We start from the raw sequence: 21,453 nt of genomic DNA, 5'->3' as shown, positions 1-21,453 counted from the left end.
TTCCGGTTATTGCCGCCAGATAATGGACAGCGAGTTAAATGATTTCCCCAGCCTGTAACCTGAAAATTTGTCACCACGGGCTAGCTTGGCGAGAGTGCGAATAAGGTCAACAAAGCCTGTCGGTTTGGGCATGTAAGGATCAAAACGAACGTTTGCCGTGGGGATATCGTCGTAGACTCGGTATTTTAGTCCCTCACTTTCAAGCATTCTTTCAATTGTCTCGACGGTGACTGATATATCGCGCATATCGCCAAATTTATGAATTTCAAATGATGTTTTTCTAGTAATCAATTCCTGTAGTAATGGTTTATTGATGTGTTGAAAGAGATAAATAATGATGTCCGTATCCTGATTCATGGATGCTCCTGTAAATCTGTTGCGCCGGGGGTTAAGTTCCCAGTATCGGAGCTTGTAGTTTCAAGCGCCCTTCTGAGTTCTTCTTCGAATAATTGCTGCCACTCCATTGGCTCAACTATCCGCATGTGTGGTAGCCAAAATCGTACAATTGGAAACAGCTGCTTCTGATGGGAAACTTTTGTGGTTAGCAGCAGGGAACTGTCGAGCAGCGATTTGATAATCTCCTGCTCTGGTAACTGTTCCTGATAACGAAAATAGTCAGCGACATTATCGGCAACGCTCACCGTTACTGTTATTTGTTCCGAACTGCACCAGGGAGTTTTTTGCTGGATTAAGATGGCGTCAATAGTTGGGTCGGGAGTGAATGTTTCCTGCAATACATCCAGCCATTCAATCCCGCTAAGTCTGAATGTTTTTATCTGCTGCTGTTCCGTTACGGTTAAATACCAAACACCCTGAAGATAAAACAGACGGTAAGGTTCTACGTGACGGAGGGTATTTTCTTTTTTATACGTCATCCGGCAGCGGTAATGTTCGCGAATAGCTTTTTCCAGATGAGGAAAGTGGCGTTGCAAATCTTGCTGTACGCTTTCTTCATTGGCAGGAGTGGTGATAGTAATAAAGTTTTCATTCATGTGCGTCGGTAGCTTTTGCCAGAAATCGGCACGCCCAACAGGCAGGAACTTACTGACGTCAACGAAATCGGCAAAAGAGCGTAGCAGGCCAAACTGCATCATCTTGTTGGCAGTGGGTGTCCGTGCATAAGTCGAGCCTTCCACCCGATGCATCAATCCAACGGTTCGCAGGGCGCGCAGATAGCGATAAAACGTGCGCACATCGATATTTAACTGCTCTGTCACCTGTGAGCGCGTCACAGAATCATGTTGAAGCAGCATGAACATGAGCTCAGCCACACGCCCGGCAATTTTGCTTTCTGCATCTGCCTTTAAATCTTTCGCCATCACAGCCATCCCTCTGCATAGTTCTGAGTGCAGGCAACATACCAACAACGGCTGACAGGACTTGTCAGCGTGGCAATGGTGTCAGCAAAATTTTTTATCCTGGCCGGAATGGTTGCCGATCATACTGTCAGTCGTTGAAAGGTATGGCGAAAGTTATAGATCTTATCGATCGACTATCCTTATCGTTAATGAGGATATTTTATTGATGAGAAGTGATTTTTTGATTGAAAGGACGAAGAACACTGGTGCCATTGCTCTGTCAGTAAAAAAGCTAAAAACGAAAGGAATGCTGTCAGATGCAATGTTGTGGGTGCCAGGGGCGATTCAGCGCATTTAATGATCATGCTCAGGTCGCTTTCTGTGCAACAACGCCTTGATTGCACAGTATGTTGCGAGCATCATCGCAAATATGTATGCATGGACTTTCCGACATCATGGTTTCCGATAAAACGCTCAAGCAGGCTGTATCAAAAATTACTATCTGGCGCAAAGGCGAACAGCGAGCGCCGCATAAGCCTTTGTTGCTGCTGTATGTCCTTTCTCATTATCGGCAGGGGCATGCTCGTCTGTTTAATTATAGTGCTGAAATTCATGAGCCGCTGTCAGACCTCCTGGAACGCTACGGGCCGCAGCGCCGCGAGCAGCGCCCGGATATGCCATTCTGGCGGCTGAAGGGCGATGGTTTTTGGGAACTTGAAAATGCAGAACTGTGCTCAACCACCGGTAGCCATCAGCCTCCCCGACGCGAACTCGCCGAACATAACGTTGCCGGTGGTTTTGATGCCGACAATTTTGCTCTGCTGGTTAAAAATCGTAAGTTAATCGACTCACTGGCACATCAGATCCTCGAAGCCCATTTCCCGACAAGCATTCAGGATGATATTGCTGATGAGATGGGCTTTGATATCCAGCATACCCTCAGACAGCGTGATCCACAGTTCCGCCAGATGGTACTGCGTGCCTATAACTATCAGTGCGCAATCTGCGGATTCAACATGCGACACGACAATGCGCCCATAGCCCTTGAAGCTGCTCATATCAGATGGAAGCAACATCACGGTCCCTGTGAAGTGCCTAATGGCCTCGCATTGTGCGCGATCCACCATAAAGCCTTTGATCGCGGTTCGATTGGGCTGGATGAAAATATGCGCGTGGTGGTTTCCGACGCGGTAAATGGTGGCGGGGTGGTACAGCGGTTGTTCTGGGATTTTGCGGGTAAAGAGATCGCGTTGCCGCAAATTAAGGACAATTATCCTGGTGATGGGTTTGTTGAGTGGCATCGGAGAGAGGTGTTCAGGGGCGTATTGAAGAATTAACTCAAGGGCAATGGCTGCTTGCCCTTGAGTCATATAGCTCTTAACGCGCTCGCTGTTGTATTGTTGCGAAGAACATATCCCAAAGGTGTCCTGCCATTCCTTCGTTTGTGAGTAACGAATCTCTTGAACCATTCGATCCAAAAATGCCCATCATCGGACGAAAACCAAGGGTTTGCCCATTATCTGCAACACTCAGGCTTTCATTGCAGCTGTTGTGAGTCACGCCGCTTTGGCTATAGCAGATATCCCCGAATCCCATGTGACGACTTCCGAGCCAGATCCCACACTGACCAACCTTGCTACCGTTGATATACACGGCACAAGTGAAAGAATCTGCATCAGGCCGATGAAAATCAACATCTAGCCCTGCTTGGCGCTTTTTGAGTTCGTCCAACGAGTTTGCAAAGTAACGAGCGACATACTCAAAACCCTCGCGACGGGCGCGATCTTTATCGAGGTCAGTAAAATTCTTTGGTAGAGAAAGATTGCTGGAACGCGGCGTAAAAACTGTATCCGTCGCCTGAACCATTGGGTTAGCCGGAGCTGGTGCGTGCACAATCTGCTGCGGCTTTTTCGCTTCCAAATTGGCAATGGCTCGGGAGACAGCATCGGCGACCTGTACGTAACCCTCATCGTGACTGGCAAACCTGCTTATGGCTTTACCGTCGATTGTCGCTGCCATGATGCTGCCGAATGGCAACTGATGCCAGGCACACTCTCTTAAAATCACCGGAATGACCACCGCCTCACCTTTTTTATGCCGCTCCAGTGCGTTGGTCATCTCTACCTGATAACAATAGTCAGAAGCGATGAAATCACTGCTAATTAGCAACAGGATAATATCTGCCTGCGAAAAGTAGTGGTCTATTTGGTTCTCGAACTCTTGCCCTGGAACGATGCGGCGATCGTGCCATGTGTTGATCTTTCCCATGCGCTTCAGGGGGGAAAGATGCTTCTCAAGCTCATTGCGTAGGGCTTCATCTGCATGAGAATAGGAAAAAACGAGAGTGGTCATAGGGCGTAAAAGACTCCGGTAGAGAAACAAGAAAATACCGTCATTTTGCGCCATAAGTGTAAAAGAGTAATTACCTTTTGCCACAAGTTATTGATGAGGAATCTGGTCCTTCATCTTGGTATCGCTCTGACGTCAGAGTATGATCTCTGGTAATTTCCCCGATTTTACCCAACCTGGACATCGAACCAGGCACAGATGATTTTTTGAGGTTTTGATGGACAACGCTGAACAGCAATTTCTGAACGATCTGGATACTAAGTTCTGGAAAGCCGCAGACAAGCTACGGGCCAATATGGACGCAGCCAACTACAAGCATGTGGTACTGGGGCTTATCTTTCTGAAGTATGTTTCAGATGCCTTTGACGCCCGCCAGAAGGAACTGAAAGGACTGTTTGAAGACAAGTCCAACCCAGACAACATTTACGCGCTGTCTCGTGACGATTACGACACAGAAGAGGCGTACCAGCAGGCGATCGCAGAAGAGCTGGAGGTTCAGGATTACTACACTGAGAAAAACGTCTTCTGGGTACCCAAACTGGCTCGCTGGGAAACGCTTAAAACCAATGCTGCTCTGCCTGTAGGGACGGTTCTGGGGAAAGACGATAGCGGCAAAGATATCGTCATGACGTCAGTATCGAAGCTGATTGATATCGCTCTGGATACTATCGAAAACAGCAACCCGAAACTGAAAAACATCCTTAACCGTATCGGGCATTATCAGCTTGGTAACGACCTGTTAATCAGCCTGATTAACGTTTTCTCCGATACCAGTTTCAGCGAACCCAAATACAATGGCGTGAAGCTCAATTTGAAGAGCAAAGATATTCTCGGTCACGTTTACGAATACTTCCTTGGTCAGTTTGCACTGGCGGAAGGTAAACAGGGCGGCCAGTATTACACGCCGAAAAGCATCGTTACGCTGATTGTTGAGATGCTCCAGCCCTACAATGGCCGCGTGTATGACCCTGCGATGGGGTCTGGTGGGTTCTTCGTTTCCAGCGATCGCTTTATCGAAGCACACGCTGATGAAAAGCATTACAACGCCGCTGAACAAAAACGCAATATCTCCGTTTACGGGCAGGAGTCCAACCCTACCACCTGGCGTCTGGCTGCGATGAATATGGTGATTCGCGGTATTGATTTTAACTTCGGTAAACAAAACGCCGATACGTTCCTGAACGACCAGCACCCGGATTTACGTGCCGATTTTGTTATGGCGAATCCGCCCTTCAATATGAAAGAGTGGTGGAATGCGAAGCTAGAAGACGACGTGCGCTGGCAGTACGGTACACCACCGCAGAGTAACGCCAACTTTGCCTGGATGCAGCACATGATCCACCACCTGGCACCGAAAGGTTCGATGGCGTTGTTGTTGGCAAATGGTTCGATGAGCTCTAATACCAACAGTGAAGGGGAAATTCGCCGGGCGATTATTGAAGCGGATCTGGTGGAATGTATGGTGGCCTTGCCGGGTCAGTTGTTTACCAACACCCAAATCCCGGCCTGTATCTGGTTGCTGACCAAAGATAAATCAGGCGGTAACGGAAAAGCGCATCGTAAAGGTGAGGTGTTGTTCATTGACGCTCGCCAAATTGGTTTTATGAAAGACCGCGTACTGCGTGATTTCTCAACGGATGATATCAAAAAGATTGCCGATACTTTCCATTCCTGGCAGACGGATAAAGATTATGAAGATGAAGTTGGTTTCTGTTTTTCTGCAACCTTTGAAGATATTCAGAAAAATGATTTTGTACTGATGCCTGGGCGCTATGTCGGTGCTGCCGAGCAGGCAGGAGATGATGAGCCATTTGCAGAAAAAATGACGCGACTGACGGCACAGCTTAAAGACCAGCTAGAAGAGAGCGCCAAACTGGAAGCGCAGATTAAGGTGAATTTAGGGGAGCTGGGTTATGAGTTTTAAGGTCCAATTCTCACACATCGCAGAAATAATTATGGGTCAATCACCTAAAGGTGAAGAGGTTAATAATGAGGGGATCGGATTACCTTTACTGAATGGGCCTACTGAATTTACCGACCGCTACCCTCTGCCGGTGCAGCATACTGCGTTTGAAAAAAAAACATCGTTACCAGGCGATATTTTATTTTGTGTTCGCGGCTCAACAACTGGGAAGATGAACTATTCTGATCAAAAATATTGTATAGGTCGAGGACTTGCTGCAATACGGGGCCGAAACGGATATCCTACTCCATATGTTAAAGCAGTATTAGAAGCCTGTCTGCCTGAATTACTGGCTGCGGCTACAGGCTCAACTTTTCCAAATGTTAGTAGAGATCTGATTAATAATATTTCTGTTGATGTTTTATCAGTTGACGATGCTTATCGTATAAGTAAGTTTATTGAATCACAGGAAGAGAAAGTATTCAATAACAATGGAATAAACCAAACTCTCGAACAAATGGCGCAAGCCCTTTTCAAAAGTTGGTTTGTCGATTTTGAACCGGTAAAAGCCAAAATCGCGGTGCTGGAAGCAGGTGGTTCACAAAAAGATGCAACGCTTGCTGCCATGACAGCGATTTCTGGGAAAGATGCTGATTCTTTAGCTGTATTTCAGCGAGAGTATCCTGAAAAATATGCCGAACTTAGAGCTATAGCAGAGTTGTTCCCGCCAGCGATGCAAGACAGCGAATTAGGAGAGATTCCTGTTGGATGGTTTTGTACGGACTTATCGTATCTTGCATTACTTAATAACTCTTCTTGGTCAAAGAAGAATGCTCCAGAATCATTAAAGTATGTTGATTTAGCAAACACAAAATGGGGCATTATTCATTCAACTGAAGATTTCTTATTTTCTGATGCGCCAAGTCGTGCCCGTAGAATATTAAAACCCGGTGACACTATTGTAGGAACTGTGAGGCCAGGAAATGGTTCATATGCCTTTATTGCTGAAGAGGGCCTGACTGGGAGCACCGGTTTTGCAGTATTAACGCCAAAACATGAACACTTTAGTTCGTTTATTTATATCTGTGCAACATCTAAGGATAATATCGAACGTCTGGCCCATTTAGCCGATGGCGGAGCATATCCAGCAGTTAATGCTGAGGTTATACTATCTACCCCGTGTACCATTCCTATTGATCATAGCAGCAGCAAAAACCTAATAGAATGCTTCCACTATTATGTCAGAGAGCTATTTGCTTATAAGCATAACAATCTTAGACAAAATAAATCACTGGAACAACTCCGCGACACCCTGCTCCCCAAACTCCTCTCCGGTGAAATTACGTTACCGGAAGCCGAGGAAATAGCCAAGGAAGCTGACTATGTTTAAGGTCGATCAGCCCAGCAATAGCCTGCAACCGCTTCAGGAAACCACCTTCACTAACGCGGGCTTCACCGAACGCTACCACTTACAGGAATGGCTGGCGAAGCATCCGCAGGCATTGACCCGCAACAGCGATGATGAACTGCTTATCATCCAGAAAGAGTTTGCCGGGTTTGACGACACCAAAGAGCGACTCGATCTGCTGGCGATCGACAAAGACGGTAATCTGGTGATCATCGAGAACAAGCTCGACGATTCCGGGCGCGATGTCGTCTGGCAGGCACTTAAATATGCGGGTTACTGTGCGAACCTTCGCAAAGAACATATCGTAGAGATCTTCCAGCGTTACCTCGATCAGAACGAACCAGAAGAAACGCGTCCTGCGGCTGACGTGCTGGCTGAATTTCTTGAACATGAAAGCCTGGATGAAGTGCAAATTAACCAAAGCCGTTCCCAGCGCGTGATGATGGTTGCGGCAAATTTCCGCAAGGAAGTCACCAATACCGCGCTCTGGCTGATGCAGTTCAATATCCGTGTCCAGTGCTTTAAGGTCACGCCTTACCGTTATGGAAATGATGTATTCATCGACATCCGCCAGGTTATTCCCACACCGGAAGCCGAATCCTACATGATCGGTATGGCTCAGAAGGAAGCAGAAGAACAATCAACCAGCGGTGAACTGAAACAGAGCCAACGCTTGCGCAAGGCTTTCTGGACTCAGATGCTGGAGAAATTTCATGCCAGCGACTGTACGCTGTATAACAACATCAGCCCGTCTATGGATCACTGGTTATGTGCAGGCTCCGGCATAAGTGGTATGCCGTATAGCCTAATATTCAGCAAGAAGGAAATCCGCGTAGAATTATGGATTTCGCGAGCATCGGCAGACATCAACACCATGGCATTGAACTGGCTGGAACAACACCGCACATCTGTCGAAGAGGTATTCGGCAACCCACTGGAGTGGCTCTCGCTACCTGGTAAAAAAGCCTGCCGTATTCAATACCGCCAAAAAATAGATGGTTTCCAGCAGGAAAATTGGCCGCAAATGATCGACTGGCTGGTGGAACATATGACCCGTTTTGAGGATGCGCTTTCGCCGTATCTGCCACAGCTTAACCAGTTGATTAAGCAAACCTTTAACGGGCATGATGAAGTAGAAAATATAATAGAAGAAGCTGAACACGTTTAATACAGGACGTTACCGATGCTGACCGAAGACGATTTAGAGCAGCTTTGCCTGAGCTGGTTTGCCGAACAAGGCTGGGAAATTCATCACGGGCCGGATATTGCCCCGGATGGCAGTAATCCGCAACGCTCCAGCTATCATGATGTATTCCTGACGCCCGTGTTGAACACCTGCTTGCAAAAAATCAACCCGCACCTGCCCGCTGACGTCTTCGAACAGGTTATCTCCCGTATTACTCGCGCTGAAAGCCCGGATCTGATTGCTAGTAACAAAGCCTTCCATCACTGGCTACTGGAAGGGGTTCCGGTACAGTACCGTCGCGACGAAGAACTTATCCACGATCACGCCCTGCTGGTGGATTTTAACCAGCCACAAAACAACCGTTTTATGGTGGTCAATCAGATGACCATCAGCGGGACGAAACAGCCTCGTCGCCCGGATATCATCTGCTTTATTAACGGACTGCCACTGGCGGTTGTGGAACTGAAAAGCCCCATCGACGACAAAGTAGATATCTGGGATGCGTACCATCAGTTACAGACCTATAAAGACGAAATCCGCGATCTGTTTATCAGCAATGAAGCGCTGATTGTCAGCGATGGCTGTCTGGCACGAGTGGGTTCCCTGACCGCCTCGGAAGAGCGTTTTATGCCGTGGAAAGCTATCAGCAATGAAAATGATAAACCTCTGCTGGAATGGCAACTGGAAACTATGGTACGGGGGTTCTTTAACCGGGAACTGCTGCTCGACTATATTCGTTACTTCGTCCTGTTCGAGAACAACGATGAAAGGCTGATTAAAAAAATAGCTGGTTATCACCAGTTCCACGCGGTGCGCGAGGCCGTGCAGGCGACAATTGTCGCTGCTACCGGTAAGCCACTGGCCCTGCACAGCAACATTCAGCCTGGCAGTAAGAAAGCTGGTGTGGTCTGGCATACACAGGGTTCCGGTAAAAGCATCTCCATGTGTTGTTATGTCGGCAAACTGCTACAACAGCCGGAGATGGGCAACCCGACGATTGTGGTTGTGACCGATCGTAACGATCTGGACGGTCAGCTTTACGGTACATTCTGTCAGGCGCAGGAACTGCTCAAACAAGTGCCAGTGCAGGCAAATGATCGCGAAGCACTGCGTGAACTGCTTGCAACCCGCGATGCTGGCGGCATTATCTTTACTACCGTGCAGAAGTTCTCACCGGAGGAAGGGGAAAACGCCCATCCGGTACTCAATGGGCGCAGTAACATCGTTGTTATTTCCGATGAAGCGCACCGCAGCCAGTACGGCATGAAAGCTAATCTGGACCGGGAAACCGGCGTCTATAAATACGGTTACGCTAAACATATGCGTGACGCACTGCCTAACGCCTCGTTTCTGGGATTCACTGGAACGCCGGTTTCGGCAGAGGATCGTGATACCCGCGCTGTATTTGGCGATTACGTCTCGATTTATGATATTCAGGATGCGGTGGATGATGGCGCAACGGTGCCTATTCACTACGAATCCCGACTGGCGAAACTCGATCTCAATCATGAAGAACTGGCGGCGCTCTCCGATCAGGTTGATGAACTGATTGAAGATGATGAACTGGACCAGCGTGAAAAAACCAAAGGTGAATGGAGCCGTCTGGAAAAACTGGTTGGTGCAAAACCGCGTCTTCAACAGGTTGCCGCCGATCTGATCGCTCACTTTGAGAGGCGCAATACTGTAATGGACGGCAAGGCGATGATTGTCGCGATGAGCCGCGAAATCTGCGTCCATCTTTACGATGAAATTATTGCACTGCGCCCGGAGTGGCATGATGACGATCCTGAAAAAGGACAAATCAAGATCGTGATGACAGGTACAGCATCCGATAGGGCGATGCTGCAACCGCATATCTACAATAAACGTACCAAAAAACGGCTGGAGTCACGCTTTAAGAATGTGAACGACTCGCTAAAGCTGGTGATTGTGCGTGATATGTGGCTGACCGGCTTTGACGCTCCTTGCTGTCACACCATGTATATTGATAAACCAATGCGCGGTCACAACCTGATGCAGGCTATTGCTCGCGTCAACCGGGTATTCAAAGACAAGCCCGGCGGGTTGGTGGTGGATTACATCGGTATCGCCAATGAATTAAAGTTGGCGCTGAAAACTTATACCGATGCAAACGGTAAAGGTGATGCGACCATTGACGCTGAAGAAGCGCTGGCGATCATGCTGGAAAAACTGGATATCATCCATGGCATGTTTGCCAAAACAGCAACGTCAGCAGGTTTTGACTACACAGGCTTTGAGGCGCATGCACAGAAGCTGTTGGTGCCGGTTGCAAACTACGTACTTGGTCTTGAAGACGGTAAGAAGCGTTTTCTTGATAACGTACTGGCGATTACTAAAGCCTGGTCACTTTGCTGCACACTGGATGCGGCACAACCTTATAAGCTAGAGATTGCTTTCTTGTCTGCGGTGAAAGCGGCGATCAGCAAATTTACCAGCGTGGACAAAAAAATAAGCCAGGCTGAAAAGAACTCTGCCCTGAAACAGATTCTGGATAATGCCGTTATTGCTAACGGTGTGGATGATATTTTCACATTGGCTGGGCTGGATAAACCTAATATTGGCTTACTTTCTGATGAGTTTTTGCAGGAAGTCCACGATATGCCATATCGCAACCTGGCGGTAGAGTTGCTGGAAAAATTGATTAACGATGGTATCCAGTCCCGCACAAAAAATAACGTAGTGCAGGAGAAGAAGTATTCAGAACGTCTTCAGGCCGTATTGATTAAATACAACAACCGGGCGATTGAGACGGCGCAGGTGATTGAAGAGCTGATCCAGATGGCGAAGGATTTTCAATCCGCAATGGCGCGTGATGATGCGCTTGGCCTGAATCCTGACGAGATCGCCTTCTACGACGCACTGGCAGAAAATGAAAGCGCTGTCAGGGAATTAGGTGATGAAGTGCTTAAAAAGCTGGCGATAGAAGTGACGCTGAAGCTGCGCCAATCCACTACCGTTGACTGGCAGGTACGTGAAAGTGTACGTGCAAGGTTGCGTATCCTGGTTCGCCAGACTCTGCGCCGTTATAAATATCCACCCGATAAAACACCGGGGGCGGTGGAGTTAATTTTAAAACAAGCGGAAGTTATTTCGAATCACTGGACGATGTGATTTTTGGGCCAGCAGCATTGGGCTGTTGGCTGATATTTTTTTGTGACAAATATGACTACAGAACCGTTACCTAAGAAAGCCAATATTTATAAATCGATGTTTTATTTTTTCTTTAGTAAGGAAAGATTTATTACGCTTGCTGCTATTAACAGTATGGCATTTGATCTTGAAAAAGATGAATACCGAAAGAAGCTTGAAGAGGGAAACTACAGCTTAAACCCTGATGACCATAAATATCATCTCGAAGAATGTTACAATAATTTAAGAAAATCCCTTTTTGTTTCAGTGTTAATAATGTTGGGCGTGCTTTTTATAGTGGCTGCGATAGGGTTTTATTCAGGGGAGTTTCAGATTTCCTATTCATTAGCCTGGAAAGAAGCTATTAGTGCCTCCGGGATATTTGTTCTATCATGGGCTACATTATTTCAATTAGGTTGGGGTAGCCCATCATGGAAAAGACAACGGCTTGACGAATTAGTTGAAATAGCGATATTTAGGCATGCTTTTATAGCTGGGGCTTTTTTAAGTTTATTATATTTTGCTTTATAAGATGAGATTCTATTAATGGCAAAGACATCAAAAATATCGACCCTACACGGATTTATGACATGGGTGAAAAAAATAAGCGGTTTTAGTGATGCCGGGCCTGAGAAGGTTGCGTTGCTCTATCGAGGACATGCCAATAGAAAATGGCAACTTCAACCCAGTATCTATCGCGAAGATGGGCAAGGAAAAAGCTATCGTGCGCATGAGTATGAGTTGTATCAGGAGATGTTGCGTCGTAATCCTGATGCTTTTGGCCCTGATAAATCAATTTTCGACCGATTAATCCGAATGCAGCATAACGGATTACCGACTCGTTTATTAGATCTTACAGAAAATCCATTAATAGCATTATTTTTTGCTTGTGAGAATGAATTTCATGAAGATGGTGAAGTATTATTATTCAGGCAAATAAGATCAATTATAGCATATCCACATGCAATACCTGATGCTTCGCTGGCTGGTTTAGAACGTAAATTGCAATTTTCTTTCTTGGGGAGAATGATCCATGATCGCTTGGATGAATTTTTGAAGATTAATGAAAAGAGTAAGTGCGAGTGCATCAGCGTTGAGAAAGAATATAGGAAATTAATACAAGGTTGCAGAGGAATATTAATGCATATGTATTCCAATGTTGATCGTGACGATCTTATATCTATATCCGTTTTTCTTAATAATATTAATGATGCTATTAATTCCTTTTGTAACGAAAGTAACCCTGAGTCCTTAAAAAATGAATGTGCTAGTGATGAAATTTATCTAAAAACCAAACTATTTGTTCTTGATTTTGAAAGTGCATACCGACGAATTGTAAATGCGATAATCTCTGATTTTTCTGAAGATATTGGAATAACATATAATCGATATATTAATATTGGTAATTTCGTATCTCAATTTACAACCTTTAATTTTGTGTATCCACAATTAAACAACGAAAGAATTAAACGCCAGCAGGGGTTATTCATTATCTGGCCTCCAATGGAAAATAAAAACTGGGGCGTTGAGAAGTTTTGTTGCCCTTCACGAGTATTGATAAAAGCAGATGCCAAAAAGAAAATATTAAAAGAGTTGGCTTCGTTAGGAATAACTCGTAGCTATTTGTATCCAGAACTTCCGGAGCAAGCTAAAGATATTAAAGAGCTGTATCCGCCGTTATAGTTATTCTGAAGACTCATGTGTAAGCTGCTGGTTAAGCGGCCCACCTGTCTTGGACTTCACTTTAAGAAGTGAATCCTCTGAATTGCTAGAAGTAGTGCAGTCTGGCTATGTTGGATCGGTTGGTATCTGCGTTACGTCACCCAGCAAATCTTTGTATTCTTTCTCGGAGAACAAGTTTCGAATCAGCTTCCCGAGACGACCTGAATTAGGATCGCGGGTTATATTCCTACAGACCTGAAGAAATTTGTCTAACCCGCTTCCGAAATGCTCTTCATATGTTTTTCTATGGATGCAAAAATCCAGCATTAGTAATACGAATGAACGCATCTCTGAATATTCTCTAGTTTTTATTATGGACTCAATATCCTCCTCTGTAGCTGATTTAAAAGCTATAGTTTGGCGTGAGCCCCAAGCACTATGCTCGGCCACGTATTGGCAGGCATCATAGATAGATGTATTGGCTTGAATGCTGTGCTTTTGTTTTTCAAACACATCTATGATGCGAGGATGAAGATGTAGTGAATGACGAACTAAATTAAAGTACTTAATATCTTCCGTATTATTAGATTGTTGAAATTTTGAAATCCATTGAGTTAGGACAGAATGTATTATATCTTGACAGTCAGAAAGTTCAGAAAGAATTTCGCAATATGAACTAACTGTCTGTGCGCTCAATAAATATGCACGATTTGATATTTTGGTTGCCATGTCACGTAGTTGCGTTTCACTTAAGGTATGGTCCCAGATAAAACGATCTCTAAATATATGAAACTCATAATTGGCATTCATCTCATCAGATTCTCGTACGTAGCGATCAATTATCTTTGCAACCTGTGATACATCGAACATCCCAGATTGTAAAAATTCAACAATCAAAAATTCATATTCATCACAAGTTGTAACTCCGGTTTCGTTTAGAAGTAACTTCCATCTCGACTGTTGCTTCTTACTCTCTGTTGTTAATTCCTTTTCCGCACTGTCCTTTTCCACGCCAAGTATGTCGTGCATGGCATTGTGAGATAAAATAAAGTCAAGATCAGGGCTGTCATCAATACCCTTATAGTGAATTGCCGAGAGCAAGACGGTTGAAGGAATCACCCGGGCAAGAACTGTATCTGTTAGCTCGCGACGACCACCCAGGACATAATTGATCACCTTGATGATTTTTCTGATAATGCGAATATTAGTTAATTTGCAAGATACTGCTGATTTTTTAATATGCTCTGAATAATCTGAAGGAGTCAGTGAAATGGCAATGTCAAAAGCTTCATACGCTGAGGTTGTTAATTTTAATTCTTGATCGATGACCTTCTCGCGAAGAGTATCCCATACAATCCGCTGTGCAAGCTGATCCGTATTTAGAATAAGCATAAAGCGACATTCATATTGTTGAGTGAACTCATCAATAAAACCTAATAACTCGTCTATATTCAATTTTTCGTGTTTGCGTTCGATATCATCAATAACTATAAGTTTTTTTCGAAGCATTGCTGGAGCGAAAATTAGACCTAGATCATTTAGAGCCCCAAACCCTTTGTGAAAACCTTCCAAAACTTTAACACTTGATGCTACTGTTTTTTTCGCACTGTCCCAAAATCCAGGGTTGGCTTCAATAGCAGGTACCGCACTTTGGATCAGCTTCATTTTCACTTGTTCTATGCCTGACAGACCAAACAGAGATACGTAAAGCGCCCCTTTGACCATATCATCACCAGACGATGATTTGATCTGCTCCCACATGTAGCTTTTGCCTGTACCCCATTTACCTGAGAGCGAAATAACCTTGTTATCCTTATCAGCAAGCAATTGCTCCAACTGTGTTTTTGTTGATTCTAACGTCATGCATCGCTCCTGATACTTGTTTTTATTCAAGATACATCAGACGGTTGGCTGCGCAACAAAATTTATATAACTCAAGATGGATGATCTTACTCAGCAGCAATGCCCTCGGGCAGCATTCACATTGATCACCTGATTTCGAATTTTTTTCAAACCCATATCACCCAACAGAACCTAGGCCGGAACCACTTTCGTAGTGGTTCCGGCCTTCTTTTTATCTGCCTGATGGCAAAGGAGTGATATGGATCTGAACACCCAATATGAAGACTACGAAGAAGACCCGGATGAGGATACTGACGAATCCACTGAAACCGCCCACCCGCGCTCTTTTCACTCCATTGTCGGCTGGCTTTACGACAAAGCCGTCAGCGGCATAGCAGGTATTGAGTCCGCTGAAATGCTTGCCTCCCGCTATCTGGAAGACGCCAACGGATATGTGCACCTTGCTGCTCGCAACATGATCCATTGGGAAAGCATCAAAGCTGGCAGTAGTGGCTTTCTCTCTGGTATCGGTGGGGTAGTGGCTTTGCCAGTCACGCTGCCGCTTAACATTACTAGCGTGCTGTTTCTCCAGACTCGATTGGTGGCGGCGATCGCTTGTCTTGGGCAACATCGATTGTCCGACGAACGTATCCGTGCGCTTGCTGGATTGTGTCTGTGTGGCAATGCGGCGAAAGCGTTATTGCAGGAACTCTCCTTGCAGGTCGTTGATCGCTGGACCGCAGTCGTCACACAGCAGGTCACGGAGAAAACCCTTGCGCTATTGGCAACTCGCGCGGGGCTGGTCAGTGCGGAAAATATGGTGCGCCTGGTGCCTCTGGCCGGGGGGATCGTCAGCGGTGCGGTGGATATGCTGTCCACCCGCACCATTGGTTGCATTGCCTCAACTACCTTTCTTAAGGCGTCACCTCAACCCGAAGGACTTCCCCGATGAACTCGAACCCAGGCGCTGTTGTAAAAGGTCTCCTTCTATTGCTGTTCTTTCTGGTGATTTTTAGCGTTCCTGAAAAACCACAACAGGAGCCGAAAACATCCTGATCTTTTACGGACACTGCTGGTGGTCCATCATCAAAGGCCATACCTCCTGCGGGACGTATGGCCTTTCGCTTTTATGCCCAAAAGGAAATCTCACTATGACCCGATTATCCACCCTCTACGGCGCGGCAACGTCCATTCGCCGCGATCGCCCGTTAACCCACGATGAAATGATGCGCGTTGTTCCAGGCGTCTTTGGCGACGACAAACATGAATCACGTAGCAGTCGTTATACCTATATCCCGACCATCACTGTACTGGAAAGCCTGCAACGCGAAGGCTTTGAGCCTTTCTTCGCCTGTCAGGCCCGAGTGCGTGATCCGGATCGCCGTGAGTACACAAAGCACATGTTGCGCCTGCGTCGCGCCGGGCAAATCACTCAAAAGGAAGTGCAGGAAATCGTGCTGCTCAATAGCCATGACGGCACCAGTAGCTATCGCATGTTGCCGGGGATGTATCGTCAGGTCTGTTCGAATGGTCTGGTTTGCAGTCAGTCATTCGGTGAAATCCGCGTGCCGCACAAAGGCGATGTGGTGGGGCAGGTGATTGAGGGGGCGTATGAAGTGCTTGGTGTGTTCGATCGCATCGAGCAGGGCAAGGAAACTATGCAGGCCATCACACTCTCGCCTGAAAACCAACAAGCCTATGCCCACGCTGCGCTGACGTACCGCTATGGCGAAGAGCATCACCCGGTAACAGAAATGCAGATATTAACCCCCCGTCGCTGGGAGGATAAGAAAGATGACCTGTGGACGACCTTCCAGCGCGTGCAGGAAAACCTGATAAAAGGCGGTCTGAATGGCCGCTCGGCACAGGGAAAGCGCCGTCACACCCGTGCTATTCAGGGCATTGATGGTGATATCAAACTTAACCGCGCCCTGTGGGTACTGGCAGAAAATATGCTGCCGCTGGTCTCTTAAGGAAACGCTATGTCTGAACTGATATTGACCCCCGTTTTTTCAGCCAATGAGCAACGCGTTATTCGCCGGGCGCTGCGTCTGCTGGAGAAATACCAGCGTCACCCCGGCGAGCAGTTTCTTGCTACGACGTTTACGAAGGTCTGGTTACAACTAAACCTGGCGCAGCAGGAGCGAGAGGCTTTTATGGTGCTCTACCTCGATAACCAGAATCGCCTGCTGGCATATGAAACCCTCGCGCTCGGTACTATTAATCACGTTGAAGTCTATCCCCGCGAAATCGTGAAGTCCGCACTGCGCCACAACGCGGCAGCGGTGATCCTTGCGCATAACCACCCTTCGGGAACAACAGAGGTGAGTCGACAGGATAAACACATCACCGACCAGATAATCAAAGCGCTGGCGCTGGTGGATGTGCGCGTGCTGGATCACTTCATCGTCGGCGCTGGTGACATCGTTTCCTTCGCTGAATGTGGCTGGCTGTAACAACATGGGAGGTAGTCATGCAACAAAAGTCTGTCTGGGGACTGCGCGACGATATTACCCCGTCATTTGGCGCACGGCTGGTGCAGGAAGGCAACCAGCTTCACTACCTTGCCGACCGTGCCGGGTTCTGTGGCGAATTCACACCAAAGCAGGTAAAAGCGCTGAATGCGGCCTTTCCAAAGTTTGTAAAACGGATGGAAGCCGGGCTGAAAAGCGGCGAATTAGATCCGCGCTGTTCCCGCCGTTTCACCCTCACTCTGAATGGCCTGACCTGCGAAGCCGATACCAACGGCAGCTACGGTTATGTCTATCTGACGATTTACCCGGTCGAATAAACAAGGAAATTACTATGCAACACGCACTATCACTGCCTTCACCGGCGGCGGCTTTGTCACGCCCGTCACCTGTCGAAGCCTGGCAAAAACTGCTGGCGTACCTGTTTGAGCGCCACTATGGACTGGAACTCAACGACACGCCGTTTAGCGATGATTCAGTCATTCAGGAACATATTGACCGCTCCGTGTCGCCGATGGACGCCGTGAATTTCATTGTGGAGCGTTGCGGCCTGGTTCGCATCGACCGGCAGGGTTTCACCGCCAGTGAACAGGAGCCGTATCTCACCCCGCTGGATGTCCTGCGTGCCCGCCATGCCACCGGCCTCAGCCGTGTGGCCTTTCCCGTAGCGTCTTAATACAGCTATCGGGCCACTGACAGGTTGCGTCAGCGGCATAAGGTACGCTGGGTAAGTCTGATTATCCGGAGATGAAAATGATTGTTTATCAGCGAATTAATGGCGCTGAGTGGCGCAATATCTGGGTTGTCGGCGACCTGCATGGTTGCCACGGCCTGCTTATGAAGAAGCTCAAAAGCATCGGGTTTGACACTGAACAAGATCTGCTGATTTCAACTGGCGATCTGGCCGATCGTGGTAAGGAAAATGTGGAATGCCTAGCGTTACTGACCCGCCCATGGTTCCGGGCGGTGCGCGGCAACCACGAGCAGATGATGCTGGACTGCCTGCTGTACAACGGCAACGAGGCCCATTGGGTAATGAACGGCGGCGGCTGGTTCTTTGAGCTGAAGCGCGAACAGGAGCGGCAGGTCAGAACTCTATTGCCGCAGATCGTCGCGCTACCTCTGATCATCGAAGTCGCCACGCTGGGCAAAACGCACGTTATCTGCCATGCCGATTATCCTGGCAAGCATTATGGGTATGGTAAGCCAGTGAATGAAGATGACGTGATGTGGAGCCGGGATCGCATTACCACGTCGGATCATGGACAGGTTGAGACCATCAGCGGCGCTGACCAGTTCATCTTCGGCCATACGCCGCTTCATCTGCCGTTGCAATTTGCCAACCAGCATTACATTGATACCGGGGCCGTCTTCACCGGCAATCTGACGTTATTGCAAGTTTAGGGAGGTGAGTCGCAGCTGTAATGGAATGAGTGCAAACTCGCGATATTTCCTGCTAGCCGCTTTCCCGATTTACCTTTCTCACCTTCTCACTCCCCTTATTCACCGCATAATGCGCCTGCCACTCCCGGCAGGCGCGTTTGCTTTTATATGGACAAATATCATGCAAACAGAAGCTGAAGTCTTAACCGACCATAACGAGCTGATTTGTTCGACCAGTATCGAGCGTATCGTGTCGGGGCGCGACGCTGCGCTGCAACAAATTGAGACGCTGATCCTCCAGCTTGACGCTATCTCGCGGCTGACGTCGGAGATTGGTGGTGACGTGGCGGATCACTGGGCGATGCGTCAGGGCCATTCCTTCGACTGTTGGCTGGTGCAGCCGGTGGATAAAGCGATGCCGGTAATCACCCGTAATATCGACCGCAGCATCTGGCGTGACCTGATGCTCAAATCCGGGATGCTGACGTTGATGGATGCCGAAGCCCGCAATCAGTGGGCGAAAAATCTGGAAGAGGGCGATCTTCCAGCTATCAGCGAAGCCAATATTCTCAGCACCTTTGAGCAGTTACATCATAACAAGCAGGAGGTATTCGAGCGTGGCATTATCAACGTGTTTAAAGGATTAAGCTGGGACTACAAAACCAACCATCCCTGCTACTTTGGCAAGCGGATGATCATTAACAGCTTAGTGAAGCATGACAAATGGGGCTACAGCCTGAACTGGGGCTGGCGACGCGATCAGCTCGCCGATCTGGAAAGGATGCTGTGCCTGCTGGATGGCAAAACCATTCCCGATAACCGGCATGATGTTTCCATCCGGTTTATGGATTTTGTTCGCGATAACCCGCATGAGCAGGTGTTCGAAGACGATCTCTTTACCATTCGTTATTTCCAGAAGGGAAGTGGGCATATCACCTTTAAGCGGCTGGATCTGGTAGAGAAGATGAATGATATCGTGGCGAAGCACTATCCGGGCGCGCTGCCAGCGAAATGAAATGTCGTATGTTTGCTATCAAAAATGTCGTATGTTTGCTAATCTGTATGCAGTGACTCAGGAGGCGAATATGACGATAAAAGCACGCATTCAGTCACGACTGAAACGCTCAAAACACTATGTATTCACTCGTGACGATTTCAAAGATATTGCAGGCTATGATCAGGTCGGCAGGGTATTGCGCGATCTCATTAAAGAAGGGCAACTGCTGAAGGTGGGGTATGGCGTATACACCAAAGCACGCCAGAACAGCATCACCGGTAAGGTCATGCCCGCAGCGCCAGGAGGCTCTTCAGCGGTGATTGTCGAGGCGCTGGAACGCCTGAAGGTACGCTATCGTTTTGCCGGAGCAACGCAGGCATATAACAGCGGTGAGTCCACGCAAATCCCGGTATCACCAGAGATCAGAACATCTTCGCGTTTTAAGCGCGCATTATCCATAGGGAACAGTAAATTAAATGGATGATTTAACCACTCTGTTTTCCGATGTGGCGGATGCGCTGGGTATTGAGTCCGTCGCGATTGTGGAAAAAGACTACTATATGCCACTGAAAAGTGAGAGACGTTATCAGGTTATCCAGGTCGGTCTTGCCGATGTGGATGTTGGTCGCGTGGTGAGTCACTCGGATATGGTAGATTTTGCCAATCGTTTAAAGGAAGCCTGACAAGCAGAGAAGTTACTCCCTCCGATAATCGCCCCTCATTGCCATTTGCTTAAATCTTCCCCATACTAGATACATGTGTTTACTACACGTGTAATTTCAGGAGACCCTATGCCGGGTATGAGTGTACGACATAAAAAGACAGTCAGCGTCACGCTGGAACCTGTACTGCTTCAGCAAGCCCGCGATGCCGGTGTCAATCTGTCTGCGGTGCTTACTGCTGCATTGAAAGAGGAACTCAGTGCTACAGGTGTTGAGCGCTGGAAAGCTGAAAACAAAGCAGGTTTGCAGGAGCTCAATCGTATTACTGATGAGCACGGCCTTTTGTCGGACGATTACAGGACGTTTTAACCATGCAATACGTGGTGTATCGCAATAAAGGCAACAGTCAGGCGTATCCCTATTTACTGGACGTGCAGAGCGATATTATTGAAGAGCTGCACACCCGTATGGTTATCCCGCTGTTTCCAGTGAGTCGGTTGGTTAATCGCCCCGTTAAACGCCTGACGCCCACGCTGAATGTGGAAGGTAATGACTATCTGGTGATGACTCACGAAATGGCGAGTATCAGGCTTTCGCAGATTGGTGATGAGGTGATGGACGTTCGTTCCCACAGGCAAACCATCAAAAATGCTCTCGATTTTATTTTTGACGGGTTCTGAATAGCTTGCAGGTTAAATGGAGAGTTGTTCACCATTCTATCGCTGTAGCAGGGTAGGACTTGACGCGCTGGAGCCAGTGGAAGAATATGACGAGTGATTTTTGAATTAGCTGATTTTCCAGAGAATCGCGTTGAGTATACATGTGAGTATATATAGCGATTCTCTGTTTTTATAATGTCATCTATTTCAGTTAGTTATGGCGTAAAATGCGGTCCGGCCTTCGATCCGGGCCATAAGTGTACTCCTTGCAAAAATGCGTCAAGATTCTGTTGTGGTTTATTTTGGTGTCTCATATGCTACCAATGTCAAGATGATTATTTTTTGGGGGATGTGATTGTAAGTATCCCGCATAATCGTGCCATTCACATTTAGAGATCATCCGGCATAATCAATCTGCCAACGAAGGAGATCGCTATGCGTAAAGCCCGTTTTACTGAGCATCAGATCATCGCTGTGATTAAG

22 protein-coding genes are annotated in these 21,453 nt (G+C 47.3%); 18 read left to right on the top strand and 4 right to left on the bottom strand.

Annotated features, from left to right (window positions below):
- Window positions 1-6 precede the first annotated feature (6 nt).
- Window positions 7-357, bottom strand: coding sequence for a hypothetical protein (locus tag WB371_RS13165; RefSeq protein ID WP_336220523.1), 351 nt, complete (start codon window positions 355-357; stop codon window positions 7-9).
- Window positions 354-1,319 carry a WYL domain-containing protein gene (locus tag WB371_RS13160; RefSeq protein WP_336220522.1) on the bottom strand — a complete coding sequence of 322 codons (966 nt, stop codon included), beginning with the start codon at window positions 1,317-1,319 and terminating at the stop codon, window positions 354-356. Before WB371_RS13160 ends, WB371_RS13165 begins: the two co-directional genes overlap by 4 nt.
- Before the next feature lie 434 nt (window positions 1,320-1,753).
- Between WB371_RS13160 and WB371_RS13155 the strand changes: the two genes are divergently transcribed.
- Entirely contained in the window at window positions 1,754-2,635 is an 882-nt protein-coding gene (locus WB371_RS13155; protein ID WP_336220521.1) for a phosphorothioated DNA-binding restriction endonuclease, read from the top strand.
- Between the two features lie 40 nt (window positions 2,636-2,675).
- Here WB371_RS13155 and WB371_RS13150 read toward each other — a convergent pair whose 3' ends face one another.
- The gene (locus WB371_RS13150) at window positions 2,676-3,650 is read right to left on the bottom strand and encodes a toll/interleukin-1 receptor domain-containing protein (RefSeq protein WP_336220735.1); all 975 of its coding nucleotides are present in this window, start codon (window positions 3,648-3,650) and stop codon (window positions 2,676-2,678) included.
- Between the two features lie 214 nt (window positions 3,651-3,864).
- On the opposite strand from WB371_RS13150, the gene WB371_RS13145 reads away from it, so the two are divergent.
- From WB371_RS13145 to WB371_RS13120, 6 genes are read left to right on the top strand one after another with little or no spacing between them, the layout of a single operon-like run.
- The gene (locus tag WB371_RS13145) at window positions 3,865-5,571 is read left to right on the top strand and encodes a type I restriction-modification system subunit M (RefSeq protein ID WP_336220520.1); all 1,707 of its coding nucleotides are present in this window, start codon (window positions 3,865-3,867) and stop codon (window positions 5,569-5,571) included.
- On the top strand, window positions 5,561-6,940 hold the full coding sequence (locus WB371_RS13140) for a restriction endonuclease subunit S (RefSeq protein ID WP_336220519.1): 1,380 nt from the start codon (window positions 5,561-5,563) through the stop codon (window positions 6,938-6,940). Before WB371_RS13145 ends, WB371_RS13140 begins: the two co-directional genes overlap by 11 nt.
- Window positions 6,933-8,126 carry a DUF4268 domain-containing protein gene (locus WB371_RS13135; RefSeq protein WP_336220518.1) on the top strand — a complete coding sequence of 398 codons (1,194 nt, stop codon included), beginning with the start codon at window positions 6,933-6,935 and terminating at the stop codon, window positions 8,124-8,126. The genes WB371_RS13140 and WB371_RS13135 overlap by 8 nt, the downstream gene beginning before the upstream one ends.
- A gap of 15 nt (window positions 8,127-8,141) precedes the next feature.
- Window positions 8,142-11,276, top strand: a complete 3,135-nt coding sequence (locus tag WB371_RS13130) for a type I restriction endonuclease subunit R (RefSeq protein ID WP_336220517.1) — start codon at window positions 8,142-8,144, stop codon at window positions 11,274-11,276.
- A 51-nt stretch (window positions 11,277-11,327) separates the two neighbouring features.
- The gene (locus WB371_RS13125) at window positions 11,328-11,825 is read left to right on the top strand and encodes a hypothetical protein (protein WP_336220734.1); all 498 of its coding nucleotides are present in this window, start codon (window positions 11,328-11,330) and stop codon (window positions 11,823-11,825) included.
- A gap of 15 nt (window positions 11,826-11,840) precedes the next feature.
- Window positions 11,841-12,977, top strand: a complete 1,137-nt coding sequence (locus tag WB371_RS13120) for an FRG domain-containing protein (protein WP_336220516.1) — start codon at window positions 11,841-11,843, stop codon at window positions 12,975-12,977.
- Between the two features lie 105 nt (window positions 12,978-13,082).
- Here the strand turns inward: WB371_RS13120 and WB371_RS13115 are convergent, their stop codons facing one another.
- Window positions 13,083-14,819, bottom strand: a complete 1,737-nt coding sequence (locus WB371_RS13115) for a P-loop NTPase fold protein (protein ID WP_336220515.1) — start codon at window positions 14,817-14,819, stop codon at window positions 13,083-13,085.
- A 238-nt stretch (window positions 14,820-15,057) separates the two neighbouring features.
- On the opposite strand from WB371_RS13115, the gene WB371_RS13110 reads away from it, so the two are divergent.
- The 11 genes from WB371_RS13110 to WB371_RS13060 all read left to right on the top strand — a co-directional run bounded on the left by WB371_RS13110 (window position 15,058) and on the right by WB371_RS13060 (window position 20,991).
- Entirely contained in the window at window positions 15,058-15,750 is a 693-nt protein-coding gene (locus tag WB371_RS13110) for a hypothetical protein (RefSeq protein ID WP_336220514.1), read from the top strand.
- Window positions 15,751-15,949: 199 nt separating this feature from the next.
- Complete coding sequence (locus WB371_RS13105; protein ID WP_336220513.1) at window positions 15,950-16,771, top strand: DUF932 domain-containing protein; 822 nt, start codon at window positions 15,950-15,952, stop codon at window positions 16,769-16,771.
- A gap of 9 nt (window positions 16,772-16,780) precedes the next feature.
- Window positions 16,781-17,254, top strand: coding sequence for a RadC family protein (radC, locus tag WB371_RS13100; protein WP_336220512.1), 474 nt, complete (start codon window positions 16,781-16,783; stop codon window positions 17,252-17,254).
- A gap of 17 nt (window positions 17,255-17,271) precedes the next feature.
- Window positions 17,272-17,589: a type IV toxin-antitoxin system YeeU family antitoxin gene (locus WB371_RS13095; protein ID WP_336220511.1), complete on the top strand. Its 318-nt coding sequence runs from the start codon at window positions 17,272-17,274 to the stop codon at window positions 17,587-17,589.
- Between the two features lie 14 nt (window positions 17,590-17,603).
- A complete protein-coding gene (locus WB371_RS13090; protein ID WP_336220510.1) occupies window positions 17,604-17,945 on the top strand; it encodes a TA system toxin CbtA family protein in 342 nt (113 codons plus the stop codon).
- 77 nt (window positions 17,946-18,022) lie between these two features.
- Window positions 18,023-18,673, top strand: a complete 651-nt coding sequence (locus WB371_RS13085) for a metallophosphoesterase (RefSeq protein ID WP_336220509.1) — start codon at window positions 18,023-18,025, stop codon at window positions 18,671-18,673.
- Window positions 18,674-18,833: 160 nt separating this feature from the next.
- A complete protein-coding gene (locus tag WB371_RS13080; protein ID WP_336220508.1) occupies window positions 18,834-19,667 on the top strand; it encodes a DUF4942 domain-containing protein in 834 nt (277 codons plus the stop codon).
- Window positions 19,668-19,737: 70 nt separating this feature from the next.
- Window positions 19,738-20,133 (top strand): DUF6088 family protein, encoded by a 396-nt coding sequence (locus WB371_RS13075; protein WP_336220507.1) that lies wholly within the window; start codon window positions 19,738-19,740, stop codon window positions 20,131-20,133.
- The gene (locus WB371_RS13070; RefSeq protein WP_336220506.1) at window positions 20,126-20,332 is read left to right on the top strand and encodes a hypothetical protein; all 207 of its coding nucleotides are present in this window, start codon (window positions 20,126-20,128) and stop codon (window positions 20,330-20,332) included. The genes WB371_RS13075 and WB371_RS13070 overlap by 8 nt, the downstream gene beginning before the upstream one ends.
- A 108-nt stretch (window positions 20,333-20,440) precedes the next feature.
- Complete coding sequence (locus WB371_RS13065) at window positions 20,441-20,680, top strand: type II toxin-antitoxin system CcdA family antitoxin (RefSeq protein WP_336220505.1); 240 nt, start codon at window positions 20,441-20,443, stop codon at window positions 20,678-20,680.
- 2 nt (window positions 20,681-20,682) lie between these two features.
- Window positions 20,683-20,991 carry a CcdB family protein gene (locus WB371_RS13060; protein ID WP_336220504.1) on the top strand — a complete coding sequence of 103 codons (309 nt, stop codon included), beginning with the start codon at window positions 20,683-20,685 and terminating at the stop codon, window positions 20,989-20,991.
- Window positions 20,992-21,453 lie beyond the last annotated feature (462 nt).

It is taken from the genome of Citrobacter amalonaticus (assembly GCF_037053465.1).
Lineage (GTDB): Bacteria > Pseudomonadota > Gammaproteobacteria > Enterobacterales > Enterobacteriaceae > Citrobacter_A > Citrobacter_A amalonaticus_H.
The sequence above is the reverse complement of the archived record's forward strand: the minus strand, read 5'-3'. Positions and strand labels throughout refer to the sequence as shown.

What these genes read in the sequence shown, in the direction of transcription:
- WB371_RS13160 (WP_336220522.1), bottom strand. Translation starts at nt 1,319, where the DNA reads ATGGCGAAAGATTTAAAGGCAGATGCAGAAAGCAAAATTGCCGGGCGT.
- WB371_RS13115 (WP_336220515.1), bottom strand. Translation starts at nt 14,819, where the DNA reads ATGACGTTAGAATCAACAAAAACACAGTTGGAGCAATTGCTTGCTGAT.
- radC (WP_336220512.1), top strand. Translation starts at nt 16,781, where the DNA reads ATGTCTGAACTGATATTGACCCCCGTTTTTTCAGCCAATGAGCAACGC.
- WB371_RS13135 (WP_336220518.1), top strand. Translation starts at nt 6,933, where the DNA reads ATGTTTAAGGTCGATCAGCCCAGCAATAGCCTGCAACCGCTTCAGGAA.
- WB371_RS13085 (WP_336220509.1), top strand. Translation starts at nt 18,023, where the DNA reads ATGATTGTTTATCAGCGAATTAATGGCGCTGAGTGGCGCAATATCTGG.
- WB371_RS13095 (WP_336220511.1), top strand. Translation starts at nt 17,272, where the DNA reads ATGCAACAAAAGTCTGTCTGGGGACTGCGCGACGATATTACCCCGTCA.
- WB371_RS13130 (WP_336220517.1), top strand. Translation starts at nt 8,142, where the DNA reads ATGCTGACCGAAGACGATTTAGAGCAGCTTTGCCTGAGCTGGTTTGCC.
- WB371_RS13080 (WP_336220508.1), top strand. Translation starts at nt 18,834, where the DNA reads ATGCAAACAGAAGCTGAAGTCTTAACCGACCATAACGAGCTGATTTGT.
- WB371_RS13070 (WP_336220506.1), top strand. Translation starts at nt 20,126, where the DNA reads ATGGATGATTTAACCACTCTGTTTTCCGATGTGGCGGATGCGCTGGGT.
- WB371_RS13150 (WP_336220735.1), bottom strand. Translation starts at nt 3,650, where the DNA reads ATGACCACTCTCGTTTTTTCCTATTCTCATGCAGATGAAGCCCTACGC.
- WB371_RS13105 (WP_336220513.1), top strand. Translation starts at nt 15,950, where the DNA reads ATGACCCGATTATCCACCCTCTACGGCGCGGCAACGTCCATTCGCCGC.
- WB371_RS13065 (WP_336220505.1), top strand. Translation starts at nt 20,441, where the DNA reads ATGCCGGGTATGAGTGTACGACATAAAAAGACAGTCAGCGTCACGCTG.
- WB371_RS13125 (WP_336220734.1), top strand. Translation starts at nt 11,328, where the DNA reads ATGACTACAGAACCGTTACCTAAGAAAGCCAATATTTATAAATCGATG.
- WB371_RS13140 (WP_336220519.1), top strand. Translation starts at nt 5,561, where the DNA reads ATGAGTTTTAAGGTCCAATTCTCACACATCGCAGAAATAATTATGGGT.
- WB371_RS13145 (WP_336220520.1), top strand. Translation starts at nt 3,865, where the DNA reads ATGGACAACGCTGAACAGCAATTTCTGAACGATCTGGATACTAAGTTC.
- WB371_RS13120 (WP_336220516.1), top strand. Translation starts at nt 11,841, where the DNA reads ATGGCAAAGACATCAAAAATATCGACCCTACACGGATTTATGACATGG.
- WB371_RS13075 (WP_336220507.1), top strand. Translation starts at nt 19,738, where the DNA reads ATGACGATAAAAGCACGCATTCAGTCACGACTGAAACGCTCAAAACAC.
- WB371_RS13165 (WP_336220523.1), bottom strand. Translation starts at nt 357, where the DNA reads ATGAATCAGGATACGGACATCATTATTTATCTCTTTCAACACATCAAT.
- WB371_RS13090 (WP_336220510.1), top strand. Translation starts at nt 17,604, where the DNA reads ATGCAACACGCACTATCACTGCCTTCACCGGCGGCGGCTTTGTCACGC.
- WB371_RS13110 (WP_336220514.1), top strand. Translation starts at nt 15,058, where the DNA reads ATGGATCTGAACACCCAATATGAAGACTACGAAGAAGACCCGGATGAG.
- WB371_RS13155 (WP_336220521.1), top strand. Translation starts at nt 1,754, where the DNA reads ATGGTTTCCGATAAAACGCTCAAGCAGGCTGTATCAAAAATTACTATC.
- WB371_RS13060 (WP_336220504.1), top strand. Translation starts at nt 20,683, where the DNA reads ATGCAATACGTGGTGTATCGCAATAAAGGCAACAGTCAGGCGTATCCC.